Origin of the sequence: Mucilaginibacter conchicola (assembly GCF_003432115.1) — a bacterium.
In the GTDB taxonomy this organism is placed as follows: Bacteria; Bacteroidota; Bacteroidia; order Sphingobacteriales; family Sphingobacteriaceae; genus Mucilaginibacter; species Mucilaginibacter conchicola.
Map to the genome: position 1 here is coordinate 179116 of NZ_QWDC01000003.1, position 25847 is coordinate 204962.

Annotated in this window: 20 protein-coding genes and 2 tRNA genes; 13 read left to right on the forward strand and 9 right to left on the reverse strand. The window is 43.8% G+C overall.

Annotation, left to right across the window (positions count from 1 at the left end):
• Positions 1-55: 55 nt before the first annotated feature.
• The 5 genes from D0C36_RS17385 to D0C36_RS17405 all read left to right on the forward strand — a co-directional run bounded on the left by D0C36_RS17385 (position 56) and on the right by D0C36_RS17405 (position 8211).
• A complete protein-coding gene (locus D0C36_RS17385) occupies positions 56-733 on the forward strand; it encodes a response regulator transcription factor (RefSeq protein WP_117393600.1) in 678 nt (225 codons plus the stop codon).
• A gap of 209 nt (positions 734-942) precedes the next feature.
• Positions 943-2319: a HAMP domain-containing sensor histidine kinase gene (locus tag D0C36_RS17390; RefSeq protein WP_117392940.1), complete on the forward strand. Its 1377-nt coding sequence runs from the start codon at positions 943-945 to the stop codon at positions 2317-2319.
• Positions 2320-2452: 133 nt separating this feature from the next.
• Complete coding sequence (locus D0C36_RS17395) at positions 2453-3724, forward strand: TolC family protein (protein WP_117392941.1); 1272 nt, start codon at positions 2453-2455, stop codon at positions 3722-3724.
• Between the two features lie 111 nt (positions 3725-3835).
• A complete protein-coding gene (locus D0C36_RS17400) occupies positions 3836-4930 on the forward strand; it encodes an efflux RND transporter periplasmic adaptor subunit (RefSeq protein WP_117392942.1) in 1095 nt (364 codons plus the stop codon).
• 143 nt (positions 4931-5073) lie between these two features.
• Positions 5074-8211 carry an efflux RND transporter permease subunit gene (locus D0C36_RS17405; RefSeq protein WP_117392943.1) on the forward strand — a complete coding sequence of 1046 codons (3138 nt, stop codon included), beginning with the start codon at positions 5074-5076 and terminating at the stop codon, positions 8209-8211.
• A gap of 175 nt (positions 8212-8386) precedes the next feature.
• On the opposite strand, the gene D0C36_RS17410 is transcribed toward D0C36_RS17405, so the two are convergent.
• Positions 8387-8986, reverse strand: a complete 600-nt coding sequence (locus D0C36_RS17410) for a DUF2238 domain-containing protein (RefSeq protein ID WP_117392944.1) — start codon at positions 8984-8986, stop codon at positions 8387-8389.
• A gap of 220 nt (positions 8987-9206) precedes the next feature.
• Between D0C36_RS17410 and D0C36_RS17415 the strand changes: the two genes are divergently transcribed.
• The gene (locus D0C36_RS17415) at positions 9207-9803 is read left to right on the forward strand and encodes a fasciclin domain-containing protein (protein ID WP_117392945.1); all 597 of its coding nucleotides are present in this window, start codon (positions 9207-9209) and stop codon (positions 9801-9803) included.
• A gap of 109 nt (positions 9804-9912) precedes the next feature.
• Entirely contained in the window at positions 9913-10278 is a 366-nt protein-coding gene (locus D0C36_RS17420) for a VOC family protein (protein WP_117392946.1), read from the forward strand.
• 19 nt (positions 10279-10297) lie between these two features.
• Here the strand turns inward: D0C36_RS17420 and D0C36_RS17425 are convergent, their stop codons facing one another.
• Together D0C36_RS17425 and D0C36_RS17430 are read right to left on the reverse strand one after the other, a co-directional pair.
• Positions 10298-10603, reverse strand: coding sequence for a hypothetical protein (locus D0C36_RS17425; protein WP_117392947.1), 306 nt, complete (start codon positions 10601-10603; stop codon positions 10298-10300).
• Positions 10604-10651: 48 nt separating this feature from the next.
• The gene (locus D0C36_RS17430) at positions 10652-11101 is read right to left on the reverse strand and encodes a GNAT family N-acetyltransferase (protein ID WP_117392948.1); all 450 of its coding nucleotides are present in this window, start codon (positions 11099-11101) and stop codon (positions 10652-10654) included.
• Between the two features lie 135 nt (positions 11102-11236).
• Here D0C36_RS17430 and D0C36_RS17435 point away from each other — a divergent pair, with 135 nt between their 5' ends.
• The 4 genes from D0C36_RS17435 (at position 11237) to D0C36_RS17450 (ending at position 13312) form a co-directional block, all read left to right on the forward strand.
• Positions 11237-11683 carry a hypothetical protein gene (locus D0C36_RS17435; protein ID WP_117392949.1) on the forward strand — a complete coding sequence of 149 codons (447 nt, stop codon included), beginning with the start codon at positions 11237-11239 and terminating at the stop codon, positions 11681-11683.
• Positions 11684-11948: 265 nt separating this feature from the next.
• Entirely contained in the window at positions 11949-12968 is a 1020-nt protein-coding gene (locus D0C36_RS17440; protein WP_117392950.1) for a DUF2167 domain-containing protein, read from the forward strand.
• 186 nt (positions 12969-13154) lie between these two features.
• A tRNA-Pro gene (locus tag D0C36_RS17445) sits at positions 13155-13228 on the forward strand.
• Positions 13229-13239: 11 nt separating this feature from the next.
• Positions 13240-13312: transfer RNA gene (locus tag D0C36_RS17450), tRNA-Ile, on the forward strand.
• A 241-nt stretch (positions 13313-13553) separates the two neighbouring features.
• On the opposite strand, the gene D0C36_RS17465 is transcribed toward D0C36_RS17450, so the two are convergent.
• Positions 13554-15893 carry a toll/interleukin-1 receptor domain-containing protein gene (locus D0C36_RS17465; RefSeq protein ID WP_117392952.1) on the reverse strand — a complete coding sequence of 780 codons (2340 nt, stop codon included), beginning with the start codon at positions 15891-15893 and terminating at the stop codon, positions 13554-13556.
• Positions 15894-16091: 198 nt separating this feature from the next.
• Positions 16092-16469 (reverse strand): winged helix-turn-helix transcriptional regulator, encoded by a 378-nt coding sequence (locus D0C36_RS17470; protein WP_199502054.1) that lies wholly within the window; start codon positions 16467-16469, stop codon positions 16092-16094.
• Between the two features lie 94 nt (positions 16470-16563).
• On the opposite strand from D0C36_RS17470, the gene D0C36_RS17475 reads away from it, so the two are divergent.
• Positions 16564-17160, forward strand: a complete 597-nt coding sequence (locus tag D0C36_RS17475; protein ID WP_117392953.1) for a short chain dehydrogenase — start codon at positions 16564-16566, stop codon at positions 17158-17160.
• Between the two features lie 63 nt (positions 17161-17223).
• Here D0C36_RS17475 and D0C36_RS17480 read toward each other — a convergent pair whose 3' ends face one another.
• Both D0C36_RS17480 and D0C36_RS17485 read right to left on the reverse strand, forming a co-directional pair.
• The gene (locus tag D0C36_RS17480) at positions 17224-17982 is read right to left on the reverse strand and encodes a hypothetical protein (protein WP_117392954.1); all 759 of its coding nucleotides are present in this window, start codon (positions 17980-17982) and stop codon (positions 17224-17226) included.
• Between the two features lie 49 nt (positions 17983-18031).
• Complete coding sequence (locus D0C36_RS17485; protein WP_117392955.1) at positions 18032-19486, reverse strand: RtcB family protein; 1455 nt, start codon at positions 19484-19486, stop codon at positions 18032-18034.
• 245 nt (positions 19487-19731) lie between these two features.
• Here D0C36_RS17485 and D0C36_RS17490 point away from each other — a divergent pair, with 245 nt between their 5' ends.
• On the forward strand, positions 19732-20784 hold the full coding sequence (locus D0C36_RS17490; protein ID WP_117392956.1) for a helix-turn-helix transcriptional regulator: 1053 nt from the start codon (positions 19732-19734) through the stop codon (positions 20782-20784).
• 161 nt (positions 20785-20945) lie between these two features.
• Here D0C36_RS17490 and D0C36_RS17495 read toward each other — a convergent pair whose 3' ends face one another.
• Together D0C36_RS17495 and D0C36_RS17500 are read right to left on the reverse strand one after the other, a co-directional pair.
• The gene (locus D0C36_RS17495) at positions 20946-22364 is read right to left on the reverse strand and encodes a TolC family protein (protein ID WP_117392957.1); all 1419 of its coding nucleotides are present in this window, start codon (positions 22362-22364) and stop codon (positions 20946-20948) included.
• A 148-nt stretch (positions 22365-22512) separates the two neighbouring features.
• A complete protein-coding gene (locus tag D0C36_RS17500) occupies positions 22513-25713 on the reverse strand; it encodes an efflux RND transporter permease subunit (protein ID WP_117392958.1) in 3201 nt (1066 codons plus the stop codon).
• Positions 25714-25847: the final 134 nt, after the last annotated feature.

Below are 25847 nucleotides of genomic sequence, written 5' to 3' on the forward strand. Positions count from 1 at the left end.
CTTATGTGCGGCTAACACGTATATTTGTGAGAGTAAACTGACAAAAGCAATCCCTATGGCCAAAATATGTGTAGTTGAAGACGAGGAAAAAGTATCGTCCTTTATTAAAAAGGGCCTTGCCGAACACAATTACGAAGTAGATATTGCCTCAACCGGCGAAGCTGCCTTTCAACTTTTTGACAGCAATGATTATGATCTGGTGATATTGGACGTTATGCTGCCAGATATGACGGGCATCGAGATCTGCCGGCAGTTGCGCATGGATGAACCATCAATGCCGGTGCTGATGCTGAGCGCTTTGGGTACTATTGATGACAAGGTGAACGGCCTGCACTCGGGTGCTGATGACTACCTGGTAAAACCTTTCCACTTTAATGAGTTGCTGGCGCGTATTGAGGCTATGCTTCGCCGCCGTAAAACAGCTGATGCAGATAACCATGTGCTTAGCTTTGGCGACCTGCGCCTGAATACATGGGACAAAACTGCCGAGCGCGACGGCAAACAGATAAACCTTACGGCCAAAGAGTATAGTTTGCTGGAGCTATTTATCAAGAACCCCAACAAACTCCTCTCGCGCGAGCATATCATGGAGCGTGTGTGGGGTATTAATTTTGATACCGGCACCAACATGGTTGATGTATATGTGAATTACCTGCGCAATAAGATCCAGAAAGGTTTTGATAAAAAGCTGATCCATACCGTAATAGGGATGGGGTATATTTTGAAGGATTAAGCGGAGAAGGCCTCTCCCCAAACCCCTCTTCGAGGGAGAGGGGCTTTAAGACAGTAAGTGTTTGTCATTTCGAACGAGCGACAGCAAGGAGAAATCTTCTACGCCGTAAGTATCACTTGAAGAAGATTTCTCCTCGTACCTCGTTCGAAATGACAACGTGTTAAAGCAATCCAGCAATAAAACAATCCAACAAGTCAACAATCAAAAACGTGAAAATAAAAACCCGTTTATCGCTCAATTTTACACTGCTCAGTTCGGGTGCGCTGCTGCTGGTGCTGGTTGCGCTGTATATTGCGGTGTACTCATTTTTTGTGGCCGATTTTTATAACCGCCTTGGCGATCGCACTAACCTGGCATCGCAGGTGTATCTGAAGGCTGATGAGCTGGCTGCCGACTCGATGATCCAAATACAGGAAGAGTATTTGGAGAAACTACCCGATGAGGTGATAAGGGTATACGATAAAGATAATATGTCGGCCTTTAAGGTGAACCATAATATTTACTGGAATAAGAATATTATAGAACAGGTGCGCCGCGATGGTATGCTGGAGTACCAGGAAGGTAACCGAAAGGTGGTAGGTAAGTTTTTTCATGATAACCAGGGCGATTTTGTGATACTGGCATCGGCGGTTGATCATAATACCCCCAGGCGCATGATGGTGCTGGGTAAAATAGCAGGAACCTTGTTTGTTGTTTTTGGGGTGCTGCTTTTTTTTGTGGGGCGATGGTTTGCCCAGCGGGCGCTATCGCCGGTTGATAGTATAGTTGAGCAGATACGGCGTATACGATCAAGCAACCTGCACATGCGGGTAAACCAGGTAAAAAACAAGGATGAGATTGCCGAATTGATAGACAATTTTAACCGCCTTTTAGAGCACCTGCAAAACGCTTTTGAATTGCAGCAAACCTTTGTGGCCAATGCATCGCATGAGTTGCGCACGCCGCTTACCAGTATAATGGGAGAGGTAGAAGTGGCTTTAGAGAAAGACCGCGAACCAAAAGAATATCAACGCATTTTATCATCCATTGTAAATGACGGCGCACGCCTGCAGGAAACTATTACCAGTTTAATGGAGCTGGCCCAGGTTGATCTGAACTACACCCGTGCAAAGCTATCGCCGGTTAGGGTTGATGAACTGATATGGGAGCTTGATGAGCAATGGGCTACCCGCAAAGGCCCTGGTAAGCTACGCATCCAATTGGCCAATCTGCCCGATGATGAGGAACTGCTTACCATACCCGCCAATAAGCAGATGCTCTACATCGCCCTCAATAATTTGATAGATAACGCCTTTAAATACTCCGATTCCAAACCCGTTAAACTTGCTTTTGAAGCCGGTGAAAGTGGTATCCGGATAGCAGTTACCGATGAGGGGCCGGGTATTAGCAGAGAGAATATTGAGCGGATCTTTCAGCCATTTGTGCGGGTAAATGTCGATAAAGCTGTAAGCGGCAGCGGCATAGGTTTGTACATCACCAGTAAGATCATCGAGCTGTTTAACGGCACTATCCGTGTAGAATCTGACGGTGTGGTGGGTAGTACTTTTGTGGTGGAGTTTTTAAAAGAGGCAAAAGAGCCTTTTTGACAGTAGCCCGCCTTCTGCTCATTCTTAAAATTTCCCAAATTCGGGTTCAGACAACTCTAATTACTTTCTAATGCACGTTTAATGCTGCTCTAATACAGCTGAGATAGATTTGTTTCATCAAACAATCGCAAAAATGGTACTCAGATATTTAAGAATATCCGCTATTGCATTCTCCGCTGTTTTTATTGGCCAGCGGGCATCGGCACAAACCGATACGCTTCGTATCAACTTTCAGGATGCCGAGAAACTCTTCCTCACCAACAACCTGCAGCTTATTGCGCAGAAGTATAATGTTGATGCATCGCAGGCCCTTATCAAACAGGCAAAACTTTGGGATAACCCTGTACTAAGCACCGACCAGAACATTACCGATGCCAGCAAGAAGTTTTTTAACCACCGCAACGGCGACGGGCAAATAATGGTTCAGCTTAGCCAGGTTTTTACTACTGCCGGCAAGCGTGGCAAACAGGTACAAATAGCACAAGATGGTGCGCAGATCCAGCAGGCCCAGTTTAATGATCTGATGCGTAACCTGCGCTATAACCTGCTGCTTGATTTTACGCAGGTAAACAACCTGATAGAGCAACGGAAGGTTTACCAAACCGAGATCAACTCGGCCACGGCAATGGTTAACGCTATTGATAAATCATACCAGAACGGTAATAACTCACTTAAAGATCTTATCCGTTTAAAAGCCCTTTTATTTGGCTTGCAAAACGATCTTGTTGAAATAGACCGCCAGATAAATGATCTGCAGGCCGAACTGAAAACTCTGCTGGTAACCGATCCCGCTAAATTTATTTCTCCGCAGATAACGTTTAACAATACGCAGGCATCCTTAGATGTAAATGCGCTGATAGAGCAGGCCAAAGCCAACCGTGGCGATTATCTGGCTAATGTTTATCAGTTAAACCAAAACCAGCACAACCTTGCTTTGCAAAAAGCCATAGCTGTGCCCGATGTTACAATAGGTAGCACGTTTGACCAAAACAGTAGTTACGCACGCAATTATGTTGGTTTAGAGATAAGCCTGCCACTGCCTTTATGGAACCGTAACCAGGGCAATATCAAAAGCGCTAAACTTACTGCCCAAAGCCAGGAGTACACGGTTAAAAATGCCGAACTGCAACTGAATAACGATGTGCACTCGGCAGTAACGCAGTACGGTTTAAGCCAGCAATTGCTGAGTAAACAGGAAACGGATTTTTACGACAAGTACGATCAGCTTTACCGCGGCATGGCCAAAGCTTTTCAGATGAAGCAGATAAGCCTGCAGGAGTTTGTGGACTTCTTTGATTCGTACCGCGATACCAAGGTAAAGATACTGGCCCAGCAACTTAACCTGCAAAAGGCAATTGCCGACCTGAACTTTGCAGTAGGTACAACGGTGGTAACGCCACTTTAAGTCAAAAGTCAAAATTAAAAAGTCAAAAGACAGGCCAATCAACAATAAAACAAAAGAGCAATACAACAATAAGCTCAGTTCAAACAATAACACTACTTCCCTAATACATACATGAAAAAGCAATTCATATACATAGGCCTCGCGTTATTGGGCCTTACCGCCTGCCAGGAAAAGAAAACCGGCACCATGGAAACCAAACAGGTTTGCATAAGCGATTCGCTGGCTAAAATGGTTGAGATAGATACGGCTAAAAGCACGCCGATGGCCGATGAGCTTACTCTCTCGGGCGAGGTATCGTTTGATGAGAATAAGGTAGTAAAGGTATTCCCGATAACCAGCGGGCAGGTAATGGAAGTGAAGGTATCATTAGGCGATAAAGTAGTAAAAGGCCAAACGCTTGCCGTTTTGCGTAGTGCGGATGTTGCCGGTAACTACACCGATCTCTCAGCAACAAAGTCAGACCTATCCATAGCAAAACGCCAGCTTGACCAGGCAGATTACTTATACAAGAATGGCATCTCAAGCGAGCGCGATTATACAGAAGCTAAAGAAAACTACAATAAAGCCGTTGCAGCCAACAGCAAGGTTAAACAGCAGATAGCCATTAATGGCGGCGGTAATACCAATGCAAGCGGTACCATGATCATTACGGCGCCGGGTAGTGGTTATGTGGTTGAGAAAAACATCTCGGCAGGTAACTTTATCCGCCCGGATAACAGCAATAGCCTGTTCACTATATCTGATATGAAAGATGTATGGATATGGGCCAACGTTTTTGAAACTGATATAGCCAAAGTTAAAAAGGGTTACGATGCCAAAATAACCACGCTGGCTTACCCCGATAAAGTATTTAAAGGCAAAATAGACGAAGTAAGCTCGGTGCTCGACCCTGATAATAAGGTGATGAAAGTGCGTATAGCATTAAACAACCAGGACCTGCTTCTTAAACCCGAAATGTTTACCAACGTAGTGGTTACTAACAAAGAAGCAACGGCATCGGTAGCCGTTCCGGCATCTGCTGTAATATTTGATAACAGCAGGTTCTTTGTGGTGATCTATAACAGTAAGTGCGACCTGCAGGTGCGTGCCGTAACTATCATTAAAACCATTGATAATACCACCTACGTATCATCGGGCCTTAAGCCGGGCGATAAGGTAATATCTAAGAGCCAATTGCTGCTTTATAACGCATTGACGCAGGAATAGATTCAAGAGACAAGAATCAAGAGTCAAGACAGAAGAAGTTTAGGTAAATAAAAATATTAAAGAATAGAGTCAAGATATAAGAATTAAGATACAGTACAATTGATGTCTTGATTCTTGTCTCTTGACTCCTGATTCTCTGCAAAATGAATAAGCTAATTAAAAATATCATATACTTTTCGCTCAGGAACCGGGCGATGGTGTTCTTTATGACTGCTGTGCTGGCTGTATTGGGCGTCTGGAGCTACTTGAATACCCCTATAGAGACGTTTCCGGACGTTACCAATACGCAAATTATCATCATAGCCCAGTGGCCCGGCCGCAGCGCCGAAGAGGTAGAAAAAATGGTGACCATACCAATGGAAACCGTTTTAAACTCGGTACAAAAGAAAGCAAACCTGCGTACCACTTCATCATTCGGCCTTTCATACGTGCGTATCATTTTTGATGATGATGTAGATGATGCCTTTGCCCGCCAGCAGGTAATGAGCCGCATTATGAATGCGGAACTGCCCGATGGTGTAAAGCCCGAAATTGAGCCACCTTATGGCCCAACCGGCGAGATCTATCGTTATACCTTGAAAAGCAAAACAGCATCCCTGCACGAGCTTACTGCCATACAGGATTGGGTATTAGACCGCCAGTTTAAAGCCATCCCCGGCGTTGCCGATGTGAACAGCTTTGGTGGCGAAGAAAAAACTTACGAGGTAGCAGTGAACCCGGCTTTGCTGCGCAAATATGAATTAACCTCGCTTGATATTTACAACGCGGTTAACCGCAGCAACATCAATGTAGGTGGTGATGTGATAGAGAAAAATAACCAGGCCTTTGTGGTACGTGGTATAGGTTTGATCAATAACATTCCCGAGATAGAGAACATCATTGTTAAGAACGTAAACAACGTGCCTATCCTGGTAAAAAATGTTGCCGATGTTCAGGAAAGTGGTTTGCCGCGTTTAGGCCAGGTGGGGCGCGATAAGAATAACGACGTACTTGAAGGTATTGTGGTAATGCGCAAAGGCGAAAACCCTGCCGATGTTTTGAAACGCATCCGTGCCAAGGTGGTTGAGCTTAATGATAACGTGCTGCCAAAAGGCGTTAAGATAGATACGTTTTATGACCGTACCACGCTGATGGATTTTTGTACCGAAACGGTTATTCATAACCTGCTGGAAGGTATAGTACTGGTAACCGTTATCGTATTCCTGTTTATGGCCGACTGGCGCACAACGCTTACCGTGGCCATCATTATCCCGCTGGCCTTGCTGTTTGCCTTTATGTGTATGCGCATTAAGGGCATGACGGCCAACCTGCTATCAATGGGGGCGGTAGATTTTGGTATCATCATAGATGGTGCCGTGGTGATGGTTGAAGGGATATTTGTGGCGCTGGATCATCGTGCGAAGGAGCTGGGTATGGAGAAATTTAACAAGATAGCCAAGCTGGGCCTGTTCAAAAACGTAGGTGCTGAGATGGGTAAAGCTATCTTCTTCTCTAAACTCATCATCATCACCTGTCTGATCCCGATCTTCGCATTCCAGAAGGTAGAAGGTAAAATGTTCTCGCCTTTAGCTTACACGCTTGCGTTTGCCTTGTTAGGTGCTTTGATCTTTACACTTACGCTGGTGCCGGCGCTATCAAGCATATTGCTCAGGAAAAACGTAAAAGAGAAACATAACCCGGTAGTACTCTTCTTTGAGAACGGCATCCGCAAAATGTTCACCTTCACTTATAAAAACCAAAAACTGAGTTTGATATGCGCTACCGCCTTTATGGCGCTAACCTTTGTATCGGCCAAGTTTTTAGGTACAGAGTTCTTGCCTCAGTTAAATGAGGGTGCACTTTGGGTTACCGCACAACTGCCAATGAGCACCTCGCTTGAGGCATCTGTTGATTTGACCAATAAGATGAGGGATATTTTGGGCTCGTTCCCCGAGGTAAAGCAAACCATGTCGCAGGTGGGCCGTACCAATGACGGTACCGACCCTAAAGGTTTCTTTAACGTGCAAATACAGGTTGACCTGCTGCCTAAGAAACAATGGAAACGCAACATTACCCAGGAAGAGCTGATATCAGAAATGGATAAAAAGCTGAGCCAGTTCCCGGGTATTGTATTCAACTACTCGCAGCCTATTATCGATAACGTGGCCGAGGCTGTTGCCGGTGTGCCTGCATCAATGGCGGTAAAAATATTTGGTCCCGACTTTGAAACCCTGGATCAGAAAGCCAACCAGGTAATGGCTACATTGAAACAGATAAAAGGTGTTGAAGACCTGGGCGTACTACGTAATTTGGGGCAGCCGGAGTTTAGGATAGAGCTGGATCAGCAGAAAATGGCCCGCTACGGTGTTGCTACTGCCGATGCAAACTCGGTGATTGAAATGGCGATTGGCGGTAAAGCTGCTACCCAGCTTTACGAGGGCGAGCGCAAGTTTGATATCCGTATCCGCTACCAGAAACAATATCGCGATACCGAGGAAAAAATTGAAGGCCTGATGGTGCCTACCATGAACGGTTCAAAGATCTCTATCAAAGAGATCTCAACTATAAAACAACTCACCGGTCCGGCGTTTATCTACAGGGATAATAACACGCGCTACATAGCAGTCAAATTTAGTGTGCGTGGCCGCGACCTGGGGAGTACCATAGCCGAAGCCCAACAGAAAGTTGGCAAAGCCGTTAAATTAGATAAAGGCTATACTTTTACCTGGAACGGCGAGTTTGAGAACCAGATACGTGCATCGAACACACTATCGCATGTAGTGCCTATCTGTTTACTGGTTATCTTCCTTATCCTGTACATGACTTTTGGTAACGCTAAAGACGCTATTCTGGTTATCCTTAACGTGCCATTTGCACTGATAGGCGGTATATTGGCGCTGCACATTACGCAGATCAACTTCAGTATATCTGCAGGCATTGGTTTCATAGCCTTGTTTGGTGTGTGTATCCAAAATGGTGTGATCCTTATCTCGGTGTTCCGTAAGAACCTGGAAGACAAGATGCCGCTTAACGAAGCGATAATGGAAGGCGTTATATCGCGCGTTCGCCCTGTGGTGATGACCGCGCTGATGGCCGCCATTGGCTTAATGCCTGCTGCTATATCAACAGGTATAGGCAGCGAAACCCAAAAACCCCTTGCCATTGTGGTGATAGGCGGTTTAGTAACATCAACTATACTTACCCTCTTAATATTACCGGTGATCTACGCAATGGTTCACCGTTTGATCCACCGCCGCGAAAACCGTAAATTATTAAAACGGATAGGTGTAGTGAGTGCTTAGTTTATTGTTTGAAATTGCATATCCGGAACGTTTTGCGCGAGGCAGGACAGGGTATGCAATTTTTTTATGTAATTCAGTAGAGATAATATCGAATAATGAATATTGAATAATGAATGTCGAACTTGTTTTTTACTTACTTCATTATTCATCATTCAAAATTGGGTGTTCAATATTGCTAACCTAACTTCCTAATTGCCTTGTCCTGCACCCGGCTCATCAGTGTTACCATGCATATTGCGCCGATGGTGGCAAATAACATATCAGATTGCGTATCCCAGATATATCCCTGGGTACCCAGGAAGGCATCGCCCGAGTCGCCAGATAGCACAGATATCAGCCACTCAATAAATTCATAAGTTACGCTGATGGCCATGCAAACACATACGGTTAAAAAAGGCATCCAGCCGCGTTTAGCCAAAACCTGCTTGCGGATAAGTATCTCGCGTACTATCATAGCAGGCACAAAGCCCTGTGCAAAATGGCCCAGCTTATCGTAATTATTGCGCGATTGATGCAAAACCTCGCGAAGCCAGTTAAAAGCCGGCACTTCGGCATACGTATAATGTCCACCTATAACGAGAATGTAGCAATGGATAAGGATGAACCAATAGGTGAGGGTAGTAAACTTGAAATTTTTGTAGGTTAATACAAGTGCAATGGCACCCACAATAGCTGGCGAAACTTCCAGTATCCATGTAAAGTAATCGTGCGGATGGATGGCCGAGATAGCCAGGCCAATGATGAATAGGAAGATAAGGATAAGGTGGTTTTTCATTTCAGAAAGATATAAAAATCTCCTGATCGGGTTCTTTTGTACCAAAAAAACTTCATTTTAAACCGCTGTAAGCCAGTTTTTAAAAGGCGAAGTTGGATTGGTACGCTGTTTGCAAGGCAATGATGTAAACATTTTTAACGTTTATACAGTTATTAAAACAGAACAAACACAAAGCCTATAGACAGAAATATACGCATTTAACCAAACATTAGGATTATTTATGAATTACGTGAAAAGATCAATTTTAGCTTTAGGTGCGGTATTATTTTTAGGTGTTGCTGCTAACCATGCATCTGCACAAACCACGCCAGATACTACAAAAAAAACAACCACTACAACTACTACAACCACCACAACACCGGCCCCGGCGCAAGCAGATGCCGCTAACGTTGTACAGGCTTTACAAAGTAACGCAGATTACTCTACCGCTTTCGATTTGGTGAAAACTGCCAAACTGGATTCTACATTGGCTGTTGGTGGCCCATATACCATTTTTGCGCCAAACAACAATGCTTTTAGTGCACTGCCTGCCGGCACGCTTGACGCTTTGAAAAAAGACCCCGCAAAACTGGCCACTATCTTGAAAGGCCACGTTGTAACCGGTACTTATGACAAAGCGGGTTTAATTAAAGCCCTTAGCGCAGGTAAAGGTAAAGCAACTATCAATACGCTTGATGGCCAAACCCTTACGCTATCTATCACTACCGATAAGAAATTACAGCTAACCAACGCGGCAGGTAAAAATGCCCAGGTGGTATTGTTTGACCTTAAAGGCGGTACCGGCGTAGTTAACGGATTAAATGCCGTATTACAATAAGCCACTCTGTCAATTTTAATTTATAGCACAAAGCCTGTTGGGAAACCAGCAGGCTTTGTGCTTTTATAACTATAATGTTTAAGTTTGTTTATCACTAACATTTACCGCTATGCAGCACAACGCCAAATCCATCAGACCATTCATCGGTGCCAAAGATTTTGACCTTTCACGCGCGTTTTACCGCGACTGGGGTTTCGAAGAGTTTGTGATATCGCCTGATATGTCTGTTTTTAAACTGGGCGATTTTGGCTTCTATCTGCAGAAATATTATGCAAAAGAATGGGTGGATAACACCATGCTTTTCCTTGAGGTGGATGATGCCCACCGTTATTATGAAGAATTAAAAGCTCTTGATCTGCCATCAAAATACCCCGGCGCACGCGTATCACCCGTACGCGTAGATACCTGGGGCGATGAATGCTTTGTGCATGATCCATCAGGCATACTGTGGCATATAGGGCATTTTAAGGGATAGTTTTAGTACTAAGCTGATATCACACAGGCTTATAGGCGTCGTATTTTGCATAGTAAATAACAGCCTCTACTATATTATCCAAATCAGATTTATTGCCATCCGTCCAGTTATTCCAGGTTTCTATAACCTCGATAACTGTATCTATCTCTAAAAAATAAGGGACGCCATTTAATTCAAGAGGCACAATTTCTTCCGGATCAAACAAGTAGCCTTCAGTATCGCTTTGCGGGCTCCAATCCGTTTTAACGTACAAAACAATTTCCTTGTCCAGTAAGGTTGCCTTTTTGATAACCTCAATTAACTTATCTGAAATGGACTTTTTCATATCTTATAAATTAAACCCTATCTAAAAAGCCCGAATCCGCGTAAAGCATCAATAGGCCTTCACCATCTCAATATGCGGGATGCCATCCTCATCATAAACCTCGCTCTGCTCCACAAAACCGAAGCTTTGGTAAAACTTTAGCAGGTATAATTGTGCTCCTATACGGATAGGCTGCCTGCCGAATTTTTTGTAACAACCTTCTATCGAAGCATCAATCAGTTGCTTTCCTAAACCGATACCGCGGTGACGGGGAGAAGTGATAACTCTGCCGATAGAGATCTCATCGAAAGACACACCTGCTGGCACCAGCCTGGTATAAGCGGCAAGTTCATCATCAGCATAATAAAGCAAATGATAGCTCTGCTGATCTTTGCCATCCAGGTCAAGATAAACGCAATTTTGTTCAACCACAAAAACTTCAGCACGCAGACGCAGCAGGGCGTATAATTCGGTAGTGGTTAATTCGTTGAAAGGTTTGATGATGTAGCGTAGTTGCATGATGTGTGGCAAATGTAAGCAAAGATGCAGGAACATGCCGGGTAAGGTGCAGGCTTCTTTTTTGTTGCCTTGCTTTTTGCTTGCGTAGTTTTATAAGTATAATTTTCTATTTTTAGATTTAAATCTTTCACAATAATGGAACTTGAACAACCCCACGAAACACTTGCCATAGCAACTGCTGCACCCATTTACAAAGTTGAACATATAAGATTAGGTACATTTTTAGGTGGCCCGCTTATAACAGGTTATATGGTGGCAGAGAATTATAAGGTTCTTGGTGATGTGCCAAAAGCAAAACGTGCCTGGGCTATATCAATTGGTGCAACCGTACTCTTATTTGCAATTATATTTTTGATACCAGAGGATGTTAAAATACCAAACGTTGTTTTTCCGATAGTGTATTGTTGGATAGCTTATTACCTTGTACAGCATTATCAGGGAACACAACTTACGGAACATATAGCCAACGGCGAAAAGGTTTTTGGGTGGGGGCGCGTTGTATTGGCCGGTTTAATTAGTTGTGTAGTTACAATTGCAGCATTATTTATAGTGTTGTTTATAGCCGGTGCCTTATTTGGTTGATGTTTGTGTGTGGTCATCACATTTATCGGCACTATCCCGGCACCCCTAAACCCGATTGCGCGGAAAGCCCGCTTTTACCGGCGGCTTGCAGTAAAAGCGGGGCTACCGGTATATAGCAACACCAAAGTTGCTTTTCAAAATATTAAAAAGCTTTTTGCCTTCAACTTCCTACTTTCCAGTTCCTTAATATAAACTTCGCAGAAAATTAATTTCGTGCGTTTGGGCTTATCTATTATATTAGTAGGCTTAAAAATAACCTTATTGCATGAAAAAACTTTACGCACTCCTGTGCTTCAGCTTTTTTGCCATTACCGCGGCAAAAGCCCAAAAAGACAGCACCCAGATCCAGATCGATTCGCTCGAAAAAAAGTTTACCTACCAGCATGGTACCATAAAAATTGGTAACGGAGTGGGTACTATCACCGTGCCGCCGGGGTTTAAATACCTTGATTCGGTACAGGCCTTAAAAGTACTTACCGTGTTGTGGAACAATCCCAAAACTGAGAACATGACGCTTGGCTTTATCATGCCCGAGAAACAGGGCATAATGAGCGAACGCGGTTACGTTTTTAACATACAGTATGATGCCATAGGTTACGTAAAAGATAACGATGCCAACGACATCAACTATGACGACCTGATGACCAACCTGAAAAAGGAAACGGTTGAGGAAAACGAGGAGCGTACAAAAGAGGGCTACCGCCCAATTGAACTGGTTGGCTGGGCTGCTAAGCCATTTTATGATAGCAACCGCCATATTTTGCACTGGGCTAAAGAGGTAAAGTTTGGTACCGATAGCATTAATACGCTTAACTATAACGTGCGTGTGCTTGGCCGTAAAGGTGTATTGGTGCTTAATGCAATATCAACCATGCAGGATGTTGAGGCCGTAAAAGCCGGTGTGCCGCATGTGCTTAACGTGGTGAACTTTGCCGATGGATATAAATACGGCGATTTTGATTCTGGCGCAGATAAGGTTGCCGCCTGGACTATAGGTGGCCTTGTAGCGGGTAAGATATTGGCCAAAGTGGGCTTTTTTGCATTGATACTTAAGTTTTGGAAGCTGGTAATGCTGGGCTTTGTGGCAATAGGCAGTTTCTTTCGTAAGTTGTTTAAAGGCCGTAAAAAGGACGAGCCTGTTTTTGTACCCGAGCCGGCACCTGCATCAGAAAATACAGAATGGACAGCCGATGACTCTGCAACCGAGCCAACAGCCGAAGTTGTTACCGAGCCGGGGGCTGAGCAAGCTGCAACACCCGACGAAAAAACTGAAGAGAAAAAATAATTTCAGAAATTTCTTTATTTATTAAAATAATGCTTATAATTGCAGCATGAAAACAACAACAATACAAATACAATTGCCGCAACCGATTAGTCGGAGGTGATTGGGTATGTATTGAAAAAAATAACGAAATACTTGAGATCCTCTTAGACATTTTCTAAGGGGATTTTTTGTTTTCGGGACAATTGCAGGGTAGTATATCAATTGGTTAGATTACCACATTTGGGATGTGGAGGCTTCCGGTTCGAGTCCGGGTTACCCTACTGATTTATAAGGAAATATAGCTTAATGCTTAGAGCAGTACCCTTATACGGTGCCGGTTGAAGGTTCAAATCCTTCTATTTTCACTGGTGTTGAAATTTTCCTGTGGTGCAATGGTAGCACGTCTGATTTTGGTTCAGAAAATTGTGGTTCGAGCCCACGCAGGAAAACTGATTTTATAAAGCTGTTCTATTGGCTTGCCCGCCGCCAGGCGGGTAGGGGAAGGTATGGTGTTTGGTAAAGAAAATTCTTTATTTTCAATTGTGGTTTTTGTTTTGGCATACGCGGCACACGTGCGCCAGCAGGGGGCTGACCCTGTATGCATCTTCAATATTCGTCGTCTTCTGTGTCAACTTTGTTTGCGAAATCTCTGTAAAGGTTGTCAATAGCATTCTGCATGTCCATTTTTCGGTAGATTTCCTTCAAGGAGCGAAAGGCATAATTTTTATGCTTATCAAGTTGCAACGATAAAGTTAAAAGTTTAATTGCTTTGTCAAGTTTGTGATTTACATAAAACTCATATTCGCCTTGCATTGTCCTGTGAATATCTTGGGCCTTCTTGTTAAAGCTCTTTTTTACTGTCTCGAGAAGCATATCTAATTCCGCTACATCATTTGATGTAAGTTTGTATTTTTTTACTAAACAAGTGAAGTAAGCTTGAGCATGAAGAATGTTAGTTCTAAACCTATAAAAATTTTCCTCAGCAAGATTTAGAGCTTTAATGTAATCCCCTTGTTTTAAATAAACGTTTACTAACTCCCGCTTGGTTTTCGAGTGATCCTTATCAATCTCTAAGACTTTTAGATAAAAATCTTCTGCTTCATCCATTTGATTGCCATTTCGATAGTAAAAACCTAATAAAAAATAATAGTCTTTGTTTGACCCATATTCGTTTTTAAAGTAATTGATCTCATCAAAAAACTTATCGTTTTGCAGCCGAGAACAAGCTAAACAGAACCAATACCGTGCTTCTCTAATTATTTGTTCGTCAAAATGATTGGATGTTTCAAGAAGTTGTGAAGAAAGGTTTATTGCAATGTCATATTTTCCATTCCCATACTCTCTTACTACGGATTTGATTACGAAAGAAGGTAAAAAATATTTCGAAGGAATATTAATTCCATTATGAATCATGTTTTGTAGAGTGAAAAGAAATTCCGAATAATCAGTTTGTATTTGAGAATCGAGATCTTTAGACAAAGATTCTGTAACTAATTGCTTCAACCTGTTATTGTAGTCGCTTTTCAGAGTTAGCCTCGAGCGGCTAATATAGTCGGATATGCCCGTATTAAGCTTGATATACTCAAAACCTGAAAACATAAAATTAAATACAGATAAATCGTACAAACTCTGCACTGAATCATTTACTGCGTTTTCATCCCCCAAAATTTTATAGATATATTCTATATTAATAATTTCAAACTTTGAAAGTATTATTAGCAACTGTTGGGCAAACTCATCATTCTTAAAAAACTCAAATATAGACAGCGCCATTAAGTCTGAGTATTCGACAATGTCTTCTATATGCTTTTTTGCTTCCAGTAAATTTGTGTGAGCAATAAGCTGAGCAGTGTAAATGACTTGGGCGGGCAATCCCTTTAAATGATCTAAAAAGAAGGTTTTGTCTTGAGCCGTAATTTGAATGTCTAACGTGTTTAAATATTGCAAAAATAACGTTGTGGTATCTGTCTTTGATAATTCTGGGATTCGGAAAACTTCAATATTGCCTAATTTCAATATTTGAAAACCATCTGGTTTGAATTTGGATATTATACAGAAGCAAATCTGATTTTCAAACTCTTTAGATGCAATCAGCTTTTCAAACCAGTCGACGATTTTATTATTAGGCAAAATTAAACTGCCTTCGTCTACTATAAAAAGAATTTCGTTATTGTCGATAAATGTCTTGACCAAATTTTTGGCAATTTCAACTTTCTCATTTACGGTCGCGATTGCTAAATCTTTTTTATAAATGTCTTCATCAGGATTAATTAGGTTAAGCTTGTAGATAAAATCTTCAATACTCTCTTTTGAGTCGATAGGGATAATCTCAGGTTCGTAAAGCTTATTGACTATGTTGGTTTTTATTAAAGCATTTTTTAAAAATGTTCTTCGACCCATACCCTCAAAGTAATTGTACGCAACAACACAGGTTGGCTTTTTATTATCTATATTAATAATTTTTCTTTCAAATTCTGCTGATAAATCGTGTCTTCCCACGAACAAGTCATTCAACTCTCGATTTTTACTATTTCTTTTAAATTCTACTTCTCTAAGTGCTTGTTTAATCTTTCTCAAGATTAAAACTTCGTTATCAAGTTTTTGAAGATTGTAAGGACGTCTAATCCATTTTGGAATTCTTGGATCTTTATAAGTTATGTTTCCGTCGATTATTATAGGATATATTCTATCTATAATCCCTCGGTCTAAGTTCTTTTTCGCTTTTGTTATTTCTTCTTTTACCCACTTAGATTCAAGCGCGGTCTCGGAAATAAATAGCACAAATATGTCTGAATTATCAAGTGCTGTTATGATTTCTTCTAACGTCACATTTCCAACCTCGAACGTAAAACGGTCGTAATGGCAATTATTTCTACCTAACTGAGTAGCAATTTTTTCAATTAAATTTTTGTCGGTAGAGCTATGTGATAAAAAAGCCTTAGCCATAATTTGTCGGTTTATTAAAGATACTTATTAAAGGCAAAAACACAATGCATTTTTAGAATTGACATTTGCCCGCACGCGTGCCGTATGTGCCCAAACAAGCACTACTGATAATATCTTGTTAGTAATAAGTATTTTATTATCAAGCGTTAACGAATATTCGCGGTGTTCATGTGCGTAAACGTGAATCTTTTGCATACTCTAAAACACCTCTTCCGTACCTACTTCACCCATGATATGCACGCGGCTCCAGTTCGACATGAGGGCCATGACCGGCCTTAAGGTTTCGCCTTTGGGGCTTAGCGAATATTCTACCCGCGGCGGTACCTCGGGGTAGGCCTTGCGGATCACGATGCCATCTGCTTCCAATTCTTTCAACGTGCGCGACAGTACTTTGAGCGCCATGCCTGGGATAGTTTTGTGCAGTTCGCCGAAGCGCGTGGGGCTTTTCATGAGCAGCCAGATGATAGGTGCTTTCCACTTGCCGCCAATCACATCAATGGTTGCGGTAATGGGGCATTCGTCGGCTCCGTGATATATTTTCAAATCTTTTTCGGCCATAGTATTAATCGGGCTCATTTACTACCATCTTGTCATTAGTTGACAAAAAGGTAACTACTTGACAAAAGTAAAGTATTGGGATATTTTTGCCAAATAAACAATTGAAAAGAACATGAGAATTATAATTATCGGTGCTACCGGCACCATTGGCAAACACGTGGTAAATGCACTTGCAGAGAATAATGAGATCGTAAAAGTCGGCTCAAAAAGCGGCGACTACCAGGTAAACTTAACAGACACCGCGTCTATCAAAAACCTTTTTGAACAGGTAGGCCCGTTTGATGCCCTTGTAAGTGTAGCCGGCGACGGCCACTTTGGCCCGCTAACCTCAATGACGGATGCTGATTTCCGCGTAGGGATAAACAGCAAACTGATGGGGCAGGTAAACCTGGTGCTCATAGGTCAGCATTACATCAACCCAAAAGGTTCGTTCACGCTCACCTCGGGCAGTTTGGGCGAAGACCCCATTGTACTGGGCTCATCATTAAGCACCATTAACAGCGCGTTAGATGCTTTTGCAAAAGCTGCAGCTATTGAACTGGAGAACGGTGTACGTATCAACACAGTCGGCCCCGATGTGGTTGAAGAATCGCCGGCGTATTTCCCGTTCTTCCCGGGCCATATCCCGGTAAGCATGCACCGTGTGGCGCAGGCTTATGTTAAAAGCGTACTTGGCGCGCAGACAGGGCAAGCGTATAAAATTTTATAATTGGGCATTTTTGAACAAAGGCCTCTTTGCTTTGCAGAGAGGCCTTTGTTATACCTATCGTAGTTATTCTTTCCCTGTTGATTGGCGGTAAACCGTAATGGCCATCCAGATAAGTAAAGCCCCGGGAGTATAAAGTGGAGTACCGTCACTATTTGTGAGGTTTCCTGTAAGTAACAAAACGCCAAAGGTTAATATAACAAGGCTAACAAGTATGAATACAAAGCTTATTTTTTTGATCGCAACTTTTTTGGGCGATGCCATCACCAATTTATACGGTTGATGTATACATTGTTGTGTCTCCTTGTAAGCCATCTCAGCTATCAGCTCGTTATTTATCTGTTGCCAATACTGATATTTATCAAGACTTAAACTTTGGTATGGTTCCAGGAAACGGATAATATCTAATCTTAAGTTAACCTGTTGCTCGGGGCCGTAAGTAAACTCGTGGTCTTCCAGTAAAAAAGCCTGGTATTTCTCATAGTCAGAGAGTTTATAACATGGGAGCATTTCTATACTATCGAGGATTACACGGATATCTACTTCATCTGCTTTATAGCGTTTATATATTACACCCAACAGGGCTCTTGTAGCGATATCGTTATCCTCGTCTGCAGTTGTGTTAGTGATTTCGTTCAGCACACTTATCAACTGGTTCTTATCTGTGCTTAATGATATTTCTATCAGCGAGTGATCCGGCTCATCGCTTTTTATGATCAGTTCATCAGCCCACGCCACAACTTCATCTTTAGAAAATAGGCCTATTGCCAGTCCATCGCGATAGGTTTGCAGCAACAAATTATATGGTGATAAGGCGGTTTGCATCTTTGTAAATTTAATAAGCAGCAGCCAAATAGCTGCTGCATAATAATAACTAATCTTCCGGCTTTTCTTTAGGATCGGCCATACGCACTATCCTCGGCTGAAATTTTGCCAGCACATCTACCAGATCATGCTGAGCGGCCATTACCGTATGGATATCTTTATAAGCCATCGGCGCTTCATCAATATCGCTACCCAATAGGGTTACTTTTTTATTCAGCAACTCGGCGGTGATCAGCTCTTTTTTGATGGTTTTAAACGCTGCGCTACGGCTCATTAACCTGCCAGCACCATGGCTTGCCGAGTTAATAGAAGTAGCCTCGCCTTTACCGCGCACCACAAAGCCTGGTGTGCTCATGCTCCCCGGGATTATACCCAGTACGCCTTCGCCGGCAGGGGTGGCACCTTTACGGTGTACCATCACTTCGGTACCATCAGCAAGTTGCTCTTTCCAGGCAAAGTTGTGGTGGTTTTCAATACGCGCCAAAGGTTCAAGCTTCATTTCTTTAGCTATTTTGTTGTGTATCTCATGATGGTTGGCGCTGGCGTATTCTCCGGCAAGGTTCATGGCTAACCAGTACTCGTGGCCTTCCTCGGTATGCAGGTCTAACCATGCCAAATGCTTCGCCTCGTGCGGCAGTTTGGTTTTCTTCATGGCGATATCTGAGTAGTAACCCGCAATGTTACCGCCAAAACCACGCGAGCCCGAGTGCGACAGCAACGCCAGATAATTACCCGCAGGTACACCCTCTATTGCACCATCGGCAATGGCCAGCTCGCCCCACTCCACAAAGTGATTACCGGTGCCCGATGTACCTAACTGGCGGTAAGCTTTATCTTTTAACGCACGGATCTGTTTGGTGGCACCCCAGTCGGCACGGTCAAACAAAGTGGTATCGTGGTGGGCCTTGCTCTCGCTGCCCATACCAAAATGCGTGTTGTTAAGCAACAGGCTTTTCAAGTTATCCTGTTTGGTATCGATGGTTGTGGCAGGCAGCTCGAAAATGCTTAAGCACATTCGGCAGGCAATGTCCACACCTACTGCGTAGGGGATAATGGTATTAGCTGTTGTGGCTAACACGCCACCAATGGGCAGGCCATAACCCTGGTGTGCATCGGGCATAAGGGCGCCGGCAACGGCTATTGGCAATTGTATAGCCGTCCTCATCTGCGCCAGCGCCCCGGCCTCAATATGTTCAAGCCCGAAAACCGGGAACTCCGCTATTTCTTTCTTCAGCTCGTGCACGCTACGCGCCTGTTTAATAAACTTACCCTCTTTACGCAGGTCGATGACTTTTTCGGCGATGTTTTTGAACTTGCCGCCTTTTTTAAGGGCGTAGGGGATCGGGTCATCGATCAGCGATTCGAGGTTGGCCAGTATTTGTGCCTTATCCATTACGCTGTTTTTTAACAAACCATTTGCTACGCGACTAAAAGCAACTAACAATTCCAGGTCATTAATGCCTAAGGCACTTATTTCGCCGTTTGATATTTTTTCTTTTTCCATAACCTCTTTTTTGTCTCCGCCCCGTGTTAGGCGGAGACGTTTTTGTTTTTCTTTCCTTTATTATGATACAAAGTAAAACACCAAGTGCGCAGTGTTTTTGCGCAGTAGAAAATATTTTTATAATTTGTCTGAACTTGAATAAAAAGAATTTTTGGAATTGATCGAATTATAAATGAGTGTTGTACAAATGTTAATTCTATAAATTCATCTAATTCTTAAAATTCGAGTTCAGACAGTTTAGAACCATGCCAGTTAACCGCAACGCCCTTATCCGCTACCGCACCATTGATAACTGCCTGCGCAACCGTTTTAAGAAATGGACGCTTGAGGCTTTGATAGATGCCGTGTCTGATGCCTTGTACGAGTACCAGGGGATTGACAAAGGTGTGAGCCGCCGCACCGTACAGGCTGATATTGAGATGATGCGCAGCAACAAGCTGGGCTACGAAGCCCCTATTATTGTGGTAGATAAGAAGTATTACACTTACAGCGATAAAGATTACAGTATTACCAACATACCGCTTAATCACCAGGATATGCAGGTGCTTACCGAAGTATCTGACCTGCTGAAACAGTTTAAAGGTTTTAACCACTTCGCCGACCTGAACGAGATGGTGAGCAAGCTGGAAGATAAGATCTATACCCAAAAAACCAACAGCCCCGCCGTAATCGATTTTGAGAAGAACGAGAACCTGAAAGGTTTGGAGTGGATAGAGACCATCCGCAAGGCTATTGTTGCCCGCAAAACCATTTGTGTTACCTATCGCTCGTTTAAGGCAAGGCAAGCAAATAGTTTCTGTTTTAGTCCGTATTTGTTGAAAGAATACCGTAACCGTTGGTTTGCTTTAGGTGTATCGCATGCGCGGAATAAACCTTTGCTTACCCTGGCGTTGGATCGTATCGAAACTATAGAGGAACATGCCGACGAGTACATCCCTAACACACAAATAGTCCTCAGCACTTACTACAACGATTGTTTGGGCGTAACCAAAACGCCCAACCAGCGGGCTTGTGAGGTGATATTTTGGATAGATGAAGCCAATGCCCCATACATTATTACCAAGCCACTGCACCATACCCAAAAGTTTCTGACAGATGAAATGAACGGCAAGATCTTTAGCATATGCGTGATACCCAACTTTGAGCTGGAGCGAGAACTGTTAGGTTTTGGTGGCAAGATACGAGTGCTTGGTCCGCGCAATTTACGCAAGCGGATAAAGGAAGAGCTACAATCTGCCATTGATAAGTACGATATCGACTTACAAGCAATAATTGAAGATTCGGAAGGGACGGTCTGAACCCGAATTTTAGGAATTAAAAGAATTTGCTGAATTATTAAAAAGAGTTCAGGGATTCTGTTAATTCCATAAATTCTTTCAATTCGAGTTCTGACAAACAAAAAAGCCGCCCCCAACCTAAGTTGGGATGCGGCTTCCTCAGATCACTCATCAACAAGAGATCATTTCCAGCCACCACCAAGCGAGCGGTAAAGCTCTGCTACGGCGCTTAGCTGCTGGCGTTTTATGGATGCCAGTTCCAATTCGCTTTGCAATACATTGCTTTGGGCAGTAATTACCTCAAGGTAATTGGCCATGCCGTTTTTAAACAGCAGGTTGGCGTTACCGGTTGCCTGTTGTAGGGTGCTTACCCTGTTGGCCGCAATGGTTTGCTGTGCTTTTAGTTTTTCTATTTTAACCAACGCATCTGATACCTCACCTACGGCGTTCAGTACCGACTGGCGGAACTGCAGCACGGTTTTCTCGCGCTCAACTTTAGCCACCTCGTATTGGGTTTTCAGTTTCTTGCGGTTGAAGATAGGCTGCGTTAGGCTACCTGCCACTGTACCAAATAACGATGCAGGAATATTGAACCAGTTGTCAGCCTTAAACGAGTTTACACCACCTGTAGCGGTAATATTCAGCGATGGGTACAGGCTTGCTTTAGCGATGCCTACGTTGGCATTAGCAATGTTCAAAGCCAGTTCTGCGCTGCGAACATCAGGCCTGCGGCTCACAACTGCCGATGGTAAACCGGCAGGGATATTTTCTGCAATAGGTAACTGATCTAAACGTGTGCTGCGCTCAACCCTGTCAGGCAATGCACCGGTCAGGATGCGCAGGGCATTTTCCTGTATGGTGAGGTTCTGCTCAAACTCGGGCACCAGTTGAGCTGCAGCCAATTGCTGCGCCTCTGCCTGTTGTACAGCCAATGACGTTACCTGCCCCGATTTGAATTGCAGGCGGATGATACGCAAAGTGCTGTCATTCAAATTAACGTTACGTTTAGCTATGGCCAGTTGCTCATCCAGCATCAGTAGGTTGTAATAGCCTTGCGATACCGACGCTACAATGTTGGTTTGGATAGCTTTACGCGCCTCAGTAGTTTGCAGGTATTGCGCTAAAGCTGCTTTGCTTTGGTTGCGGATCTTACCCCAAATATCTGCTTCCCATGAAAGGCCAAGGTTAGCGTTGTAATCCTCGATATGCTTTGAACCAAGGAACTGTCCCAAACTTAAACCGTTCAGGCTGTTATCGCTCGGGCGACTGGTGTTGGCTGTAACATTCAGGTTCACTTGCGGCGTGTAGTTAAACTTGATCTGTTTGAACAGCAACTGAGACGATTCGATGTTTTTCAAAGCTATCTGCATATCGTAATTATTACGGATAGCGCTATCGATCAACGTTTGTAAAGTAGCATCGGCAAAAAAGTTTTTCCACTGGATATCGGCAATGCTGCTGGTATCAGCTGTGGTTTTAGCATCTGCGTTCCTGAAAGCCACAGGCAGTTCAGGTTTTGGGGTTTTAACGTCTTTAGAGACGTTACAGGCGCTTATTATCAATACTAATAATAAGGATAGCCCGCTTAATATCTTTTTCATTTTGTTGTTGTGTTGAGGACTCACCCGGTCGTCGCTGCCGCTTGACCACCCTCTCTCCGCTTTGCGGAAAGAGGGTTTAGTCTTTTTTCTCACCCTCTTTGCTTAGCAGAGAGGGTCGACCAGCGTAGCGACGTCGGGGTGAGTTGATTTATGATAATTCCGGTTCCAATTGTTTTGCGTGTTGTTCGTGGTTAGCACCGTCAAGGTGTTTCTCTATCGGGGTACCACTAACTTTCTCTTGCAGATATTGGAATATTACAAACAGCACCGGGATAATGAATAAACCTAATACTACACCGCTCACCATACCGCCGGCAGCACCTATACTGATAGAGTGGTTACCCTGTGCACTTGGGCCGGTTGCGATACTCATCGGGAACAAACCGAACACGAATGCCAGTGAGGTCATGATGATAGGGCGGATCCTTAATCTTGCGGCCTCGATGGCGGCATTAACCAGGCTTAATCCCTGGCGGCGTTTCTGCACGGCGAACTCTACTATCAGGATGGCATTTTTGGCCAGTAAACCGATGAGCATGATGAGTGCTACCTGTACATAAATGTTGTTCTCGATACCGGTTAAGCCCAATACAGCAAACGTACCGAAGATACCTGTAGGGATTGACAGGATAACCGCCAATGGCAGGATATAGCTTTCGTACTGTGCTGATAGCAGGAAGTAAACGAATACCAAACACAGCATAAATACCACGGCTGATTGCCCGCCCGATGAGATCTCCTCACGGGTTTGGCCCGAGAACTCGTAGGCATAACCTGCAGGTAATTGCTCTTTAGCAGTTTCCTCAATGGCCTTGATGGCATCACCAGAGCTATAACCAGGTTTTGGTATCGCGTTCACCTCAATAGAGTTGAACAGGTTGTAACGAGAGGCAGTCTCTGAACCATACACACGGGTTAGTTTAACCAGGGTGTTGATAGGCACGGTTTCGCCTGCTTTGTTTTTCACAAACACACGGTCGATAGTTGTAGGGTCGGTGCGATCGGCGATATCAGCTTGCACCACCACGCGGTAGTATTTACCAAAGCGGTTAAAGTCTGATGCCTGCGCGGTACCAAAGTAGGCCTGCATGGTTGAAAGGATATCTTTCACATTTACGCCCAACTGGTTAGCTTTCTCGTCGTCAATTTCTAATTGTAATTGCGGGTAGTCGGCTTTGTACGAAGTAAAGGCGTAGGCTACAGCTGGTTTCTGCATTAGCTTAGCAATGAAGTTATTTGCTACACCACTGAATTTATCCAGCTTACCGTTGGTACGGTCTTGCAGCATCACGTCAAGTGCCTCCACGTTACTGAAACCGGGCACGGTAGGGAAACTGAACACGAAGAACGTACCGCCGGTAACAGTGCCCAGCTTTCCGCGAACAATGTTCTGGATCTCATCAATGTTCTTCACTTCGCCACGCTCTTCGGTTGGCTTCAACAGCAGGAATATAACACCCGCTGATGGGCTGCTTGATTGTGTCAGGAAGTTGAAACCTGATAGCGCCGTTACGAACCTTGCAGATGGTAGGGTTTTCAACTGGTCCTCAGCATCTTTAAAGATCTTGTTAGTACCGCTTAACGAAGTACCGGATGGAGTTGAAACCGCAATGGCCACAAAGCCCTGGTCTTCGGTAGGGATAAAGCCTGTTTTGGTTTTGTTCACCATAAATACGGTGATAGCAGTGATCAGCACCAGGCCTGCAACGCTTACCCATTTATTTTTGATCAACACTTTTATACCGGCAACATACTTGTTGGTCATGTAGTTAAAACCGCCGTTAAAGCCTGCGTAGAATTTATCTACAAAGCCTTTTTTAGGCGCATCATGGCCATCGGCTGTATGTTTGTTTTTCAGGAACAATGCTGCAAGGGCCGGACTCAACGTTAACGCGTTTACCGCTGATATAATGATGGCGATAGCCATGGTCAACGCAAACTGGCGGTAGAAGATACCTGTAGAACCCGTCATGAAACTCACCGGCAGGAACACCGCAGCCATTACCAGGGTGATGGATATAATTGCACCGGTTATCTCGTGCATCGCTTCGGTGGTTGCCTTTTTAGGGGTAAGGCTTGGGTCGTGCTCCATCTTGGCGTGCACGGCCTCTACCACTACGATCGCGTCATCCACCACAATACCTATCGCGAGGACGAGTGCAAACAGTGTAAGCAAGTTCACCGAGAAGCCAAACAGGCTCATGAAGAAGAACGTACCCACAATTGCCACCGGTACCGCAATGGCCGGGATCAATGTTGAGCGGAAATCCTGTAAGAACAAGAACACCACAATAAATACCAGCACGAATGCTTCTATCAGCGTATGCTCAACCTGGTTGATTGATTCATCAAGGTCGGTTTTGGTACGATAGAATTGGTTGTATTTGATACCCACAGGGAAGCTTTTTGACGCTTTCTCCATCAGTTTATCAATGGCTATCTGTATCTCGTTAGCGTTTGAGCCAGATAACTGGATGATACCAATGATCACACCATCTTTACCGTTCAGGTTACTGTAGCTGTTGTATGAGTAAGCACCCAATTCAACACGGGCTACATCTTTAAGGTGCAGTACCGAACCATCTGCATTAGCGCGGATAGCAATGTTCTGGTATTCTTCAGGTTTGGTTAGTTTACCTTTGTATTTGATAACGTATTCAAACGCCTGCTCGCTGCGCTCGCCGAAACGGCCCGGAGCAGCTTCAACGTTTTTATCCTGTATAGCGGCCATTACTTCGGCAGGGGTAATTTTGTAGGCAGCCATTTGTGCCGGGTTTAACCAAACACGCATGCTGTAATCCTTAACACCGCCAAATACCTGTGCCGAACCTACACCCGGGATACGTTTGATCTCCGGTACGATGTTGATCTGCGCGTAGTTGGCAACAAATGTGGCATCGTATTTTTTAGGATCGTCGGTATATATCGCCATGGCACCAATAAAGCTGTTTTGCTGTTTGGTGGTGGTGATACCGTATTGTAAAACCTCGGCAGGGAGCTGACTTGAGGCTTGCGAAACGCGGTTTTGCACGTTTACAGCAGCCTGGTCAGGGTCGGTGCCTTGTTTAAAGTAAACGGTAATACCCAGGGTACCATCGTTACTGGCGGTAGAGGTCATGTAGGTCATGTTCTCTACACCGTTAATTGCTTCTTCCAGAGAAGGTGTTACCGAACGCAAAATGGTTTCGGCGTTAGCGCCCGGGTAAACAGCAGATACCAATACTGCCGGTGGGGCAATATTAGGGAAACGCTCTAAGGGCAGTTTGGTGAGGCCGAGGATACCTACTATCACTAACAGGATAGAGATAACGGTTGATAGTACCGGCCTTTCTATAAATTTCTTAAACATTGTGTTAGTTGTTGCGGGATTTTTGAGCAAAGCAGTGGCTAAGAGATGTGTTTTTGCATCTTTAGATCACTGTATGTGAGGTTCTTAAATTCCTGGTTCTTGTTTTGAGTTGAGGGAGTCAAGAATTAAGAGTC

What these genes read in the sequence shown, in the direction of transcription:
- D0C36_RS17465 (WP_117392952.1), bottom strand. Translation starts at nt 15,893, where the DNA reads ATGGCTAAGGCTTTTTTATCACATAGCTCTACCGACAAAAATTTAATT.
- D0C36_RS17435 (WP_117392949.1), top strand. Translation starts at nt 11,237, where the DNA reads ATGGAACTTGAACAACCCCACGAAACACTTGCCATAGCAACTGCTGCA.
- D0C36_RS17420 (WP_117392946.1), top strand. Translation starts at nt 9,913, where the DNA reads ATGCAGCACAACGCCAAATCCATCAGACCATTCATCGGTGCCAAAGAT.
- D0C36_RS17430 (WP_117392948.1), bottom strand. Translation starts at nt 11,101, where the DNA reads ATGCAACTACGCTACATCATCAAACCTTTCAACGAATTAACCACTACC.
- D0C36_RS17475 (WP_117392953.1), top strand. Translation starts at nt 16,564, where the DNA reads ATGAGAATTATAATTATCGGTGCTACCGGCACCATTGGCAAACACGTG.
- D0C36_RS17440 (WP_117392950.1), top strand. Translation starts at nt 11,949, where the DNA reads ATGAAAAAACTTTACGCACTCCTGTGCTTCAGCTTTTTTGCCATTACC.
- D0C36_RS17470 (WP_199502054.1), bottom strand. Translation starts at nt 16,469, where the DNA reads ATGAGCCCGATTAATACTATGGCCGAAAAAGATTTGAAAATATATCAC.
- D0C36_RS17485 (WP_117392955.1), bottom strand. Translation starts at nt 19,486, where the DNA reads ATGGAAAAAGAAAAAATATCAAACGGCGAAATAAGTGCCTTAGGCATT.
- D0C36_RS17500 (WP_117392958.1), bottom strand. Translation starts at nt 25,713, where the DNA reads ATGTTTAAGAAATTTATAGAAAGGCCGGTACTATCAACCGTTATCTCT.
- D0C36_RS17425 (WP_117392947.1), bottom strand. Translation starts at nt 10,603, where the DNA reads ATGAAAAAGTCCATTTCAGATAAGTTAATTGAGGTTATCAAAAAGGCA.
- D0C36_RS17410 (WP_117392944.1), bottom strand. Translation starts at nt 8,986, where the DNA reads ATGAAAAACCACCTTATCCTTATCTTCCTATTCATCATTGGCCTGGCT.
- D0C36_RS17395 (WP_117392941.1), top strand. Translation starts at nt 2,453, where the DNA reads ATGGTACTCAGATATTTAAGAATATCCGCTATTGCATTCTCCGCTGTT.
- D0C36_RS17415 (WP_117392945.1), top strand. Translation starts at nt 9,207, where the DNA reads ATGAATTACGTGAAAAGATCAATTTTAGCTTTAGGTGCGGTATTATTT.
- D0C36_RS17400 (WP_117392942.1), top strand. Translation starts at nt 3,836, where the DNA reads ATGAAAAAGCAATTCATATACATAGGCCTCGCGTTATTGGGCCTTACC.
- D0C36_RS17490 (WP_117392956.1), top strand. Translation starts at nt 19,732, where the DNA reads ATGCCAGTTAACCGCAACGCCCTTATCCGCTACCGCACCATTGATAAC.
- D0C36_RS17495 (WP_117392957.1), bottom strand. Translation starts at nt 22,364, where the DNA reads ATGAAAAAGATATTAAGCGGGCTATCCTTATTATTAGTATTGATAATA.
- D0C36_RS17480 (WP_117392954.1), bottom strand. Translation starts at nt 17,982, where the DNA reads ATGCAAACCGCCTTATCACCATATAATTTGTTGCTGCAAACCTATCGC.
- D0C36_RS17405 (WP_117392943.1), top strand. Translation starts at nt 5,074, where the DNA reads ATGAATAAGCTAATTAAAAATATCATATACTTTTCGCTCAGGAACCGG.
- D0C36_RS17385 (WP_117393600.1), top strand. Translation starts at nt 56, where the DNA reads ATGGCCAAAATATGTGTAGTTGAAGACGAGGAAAAAGTATCGTCCTTT.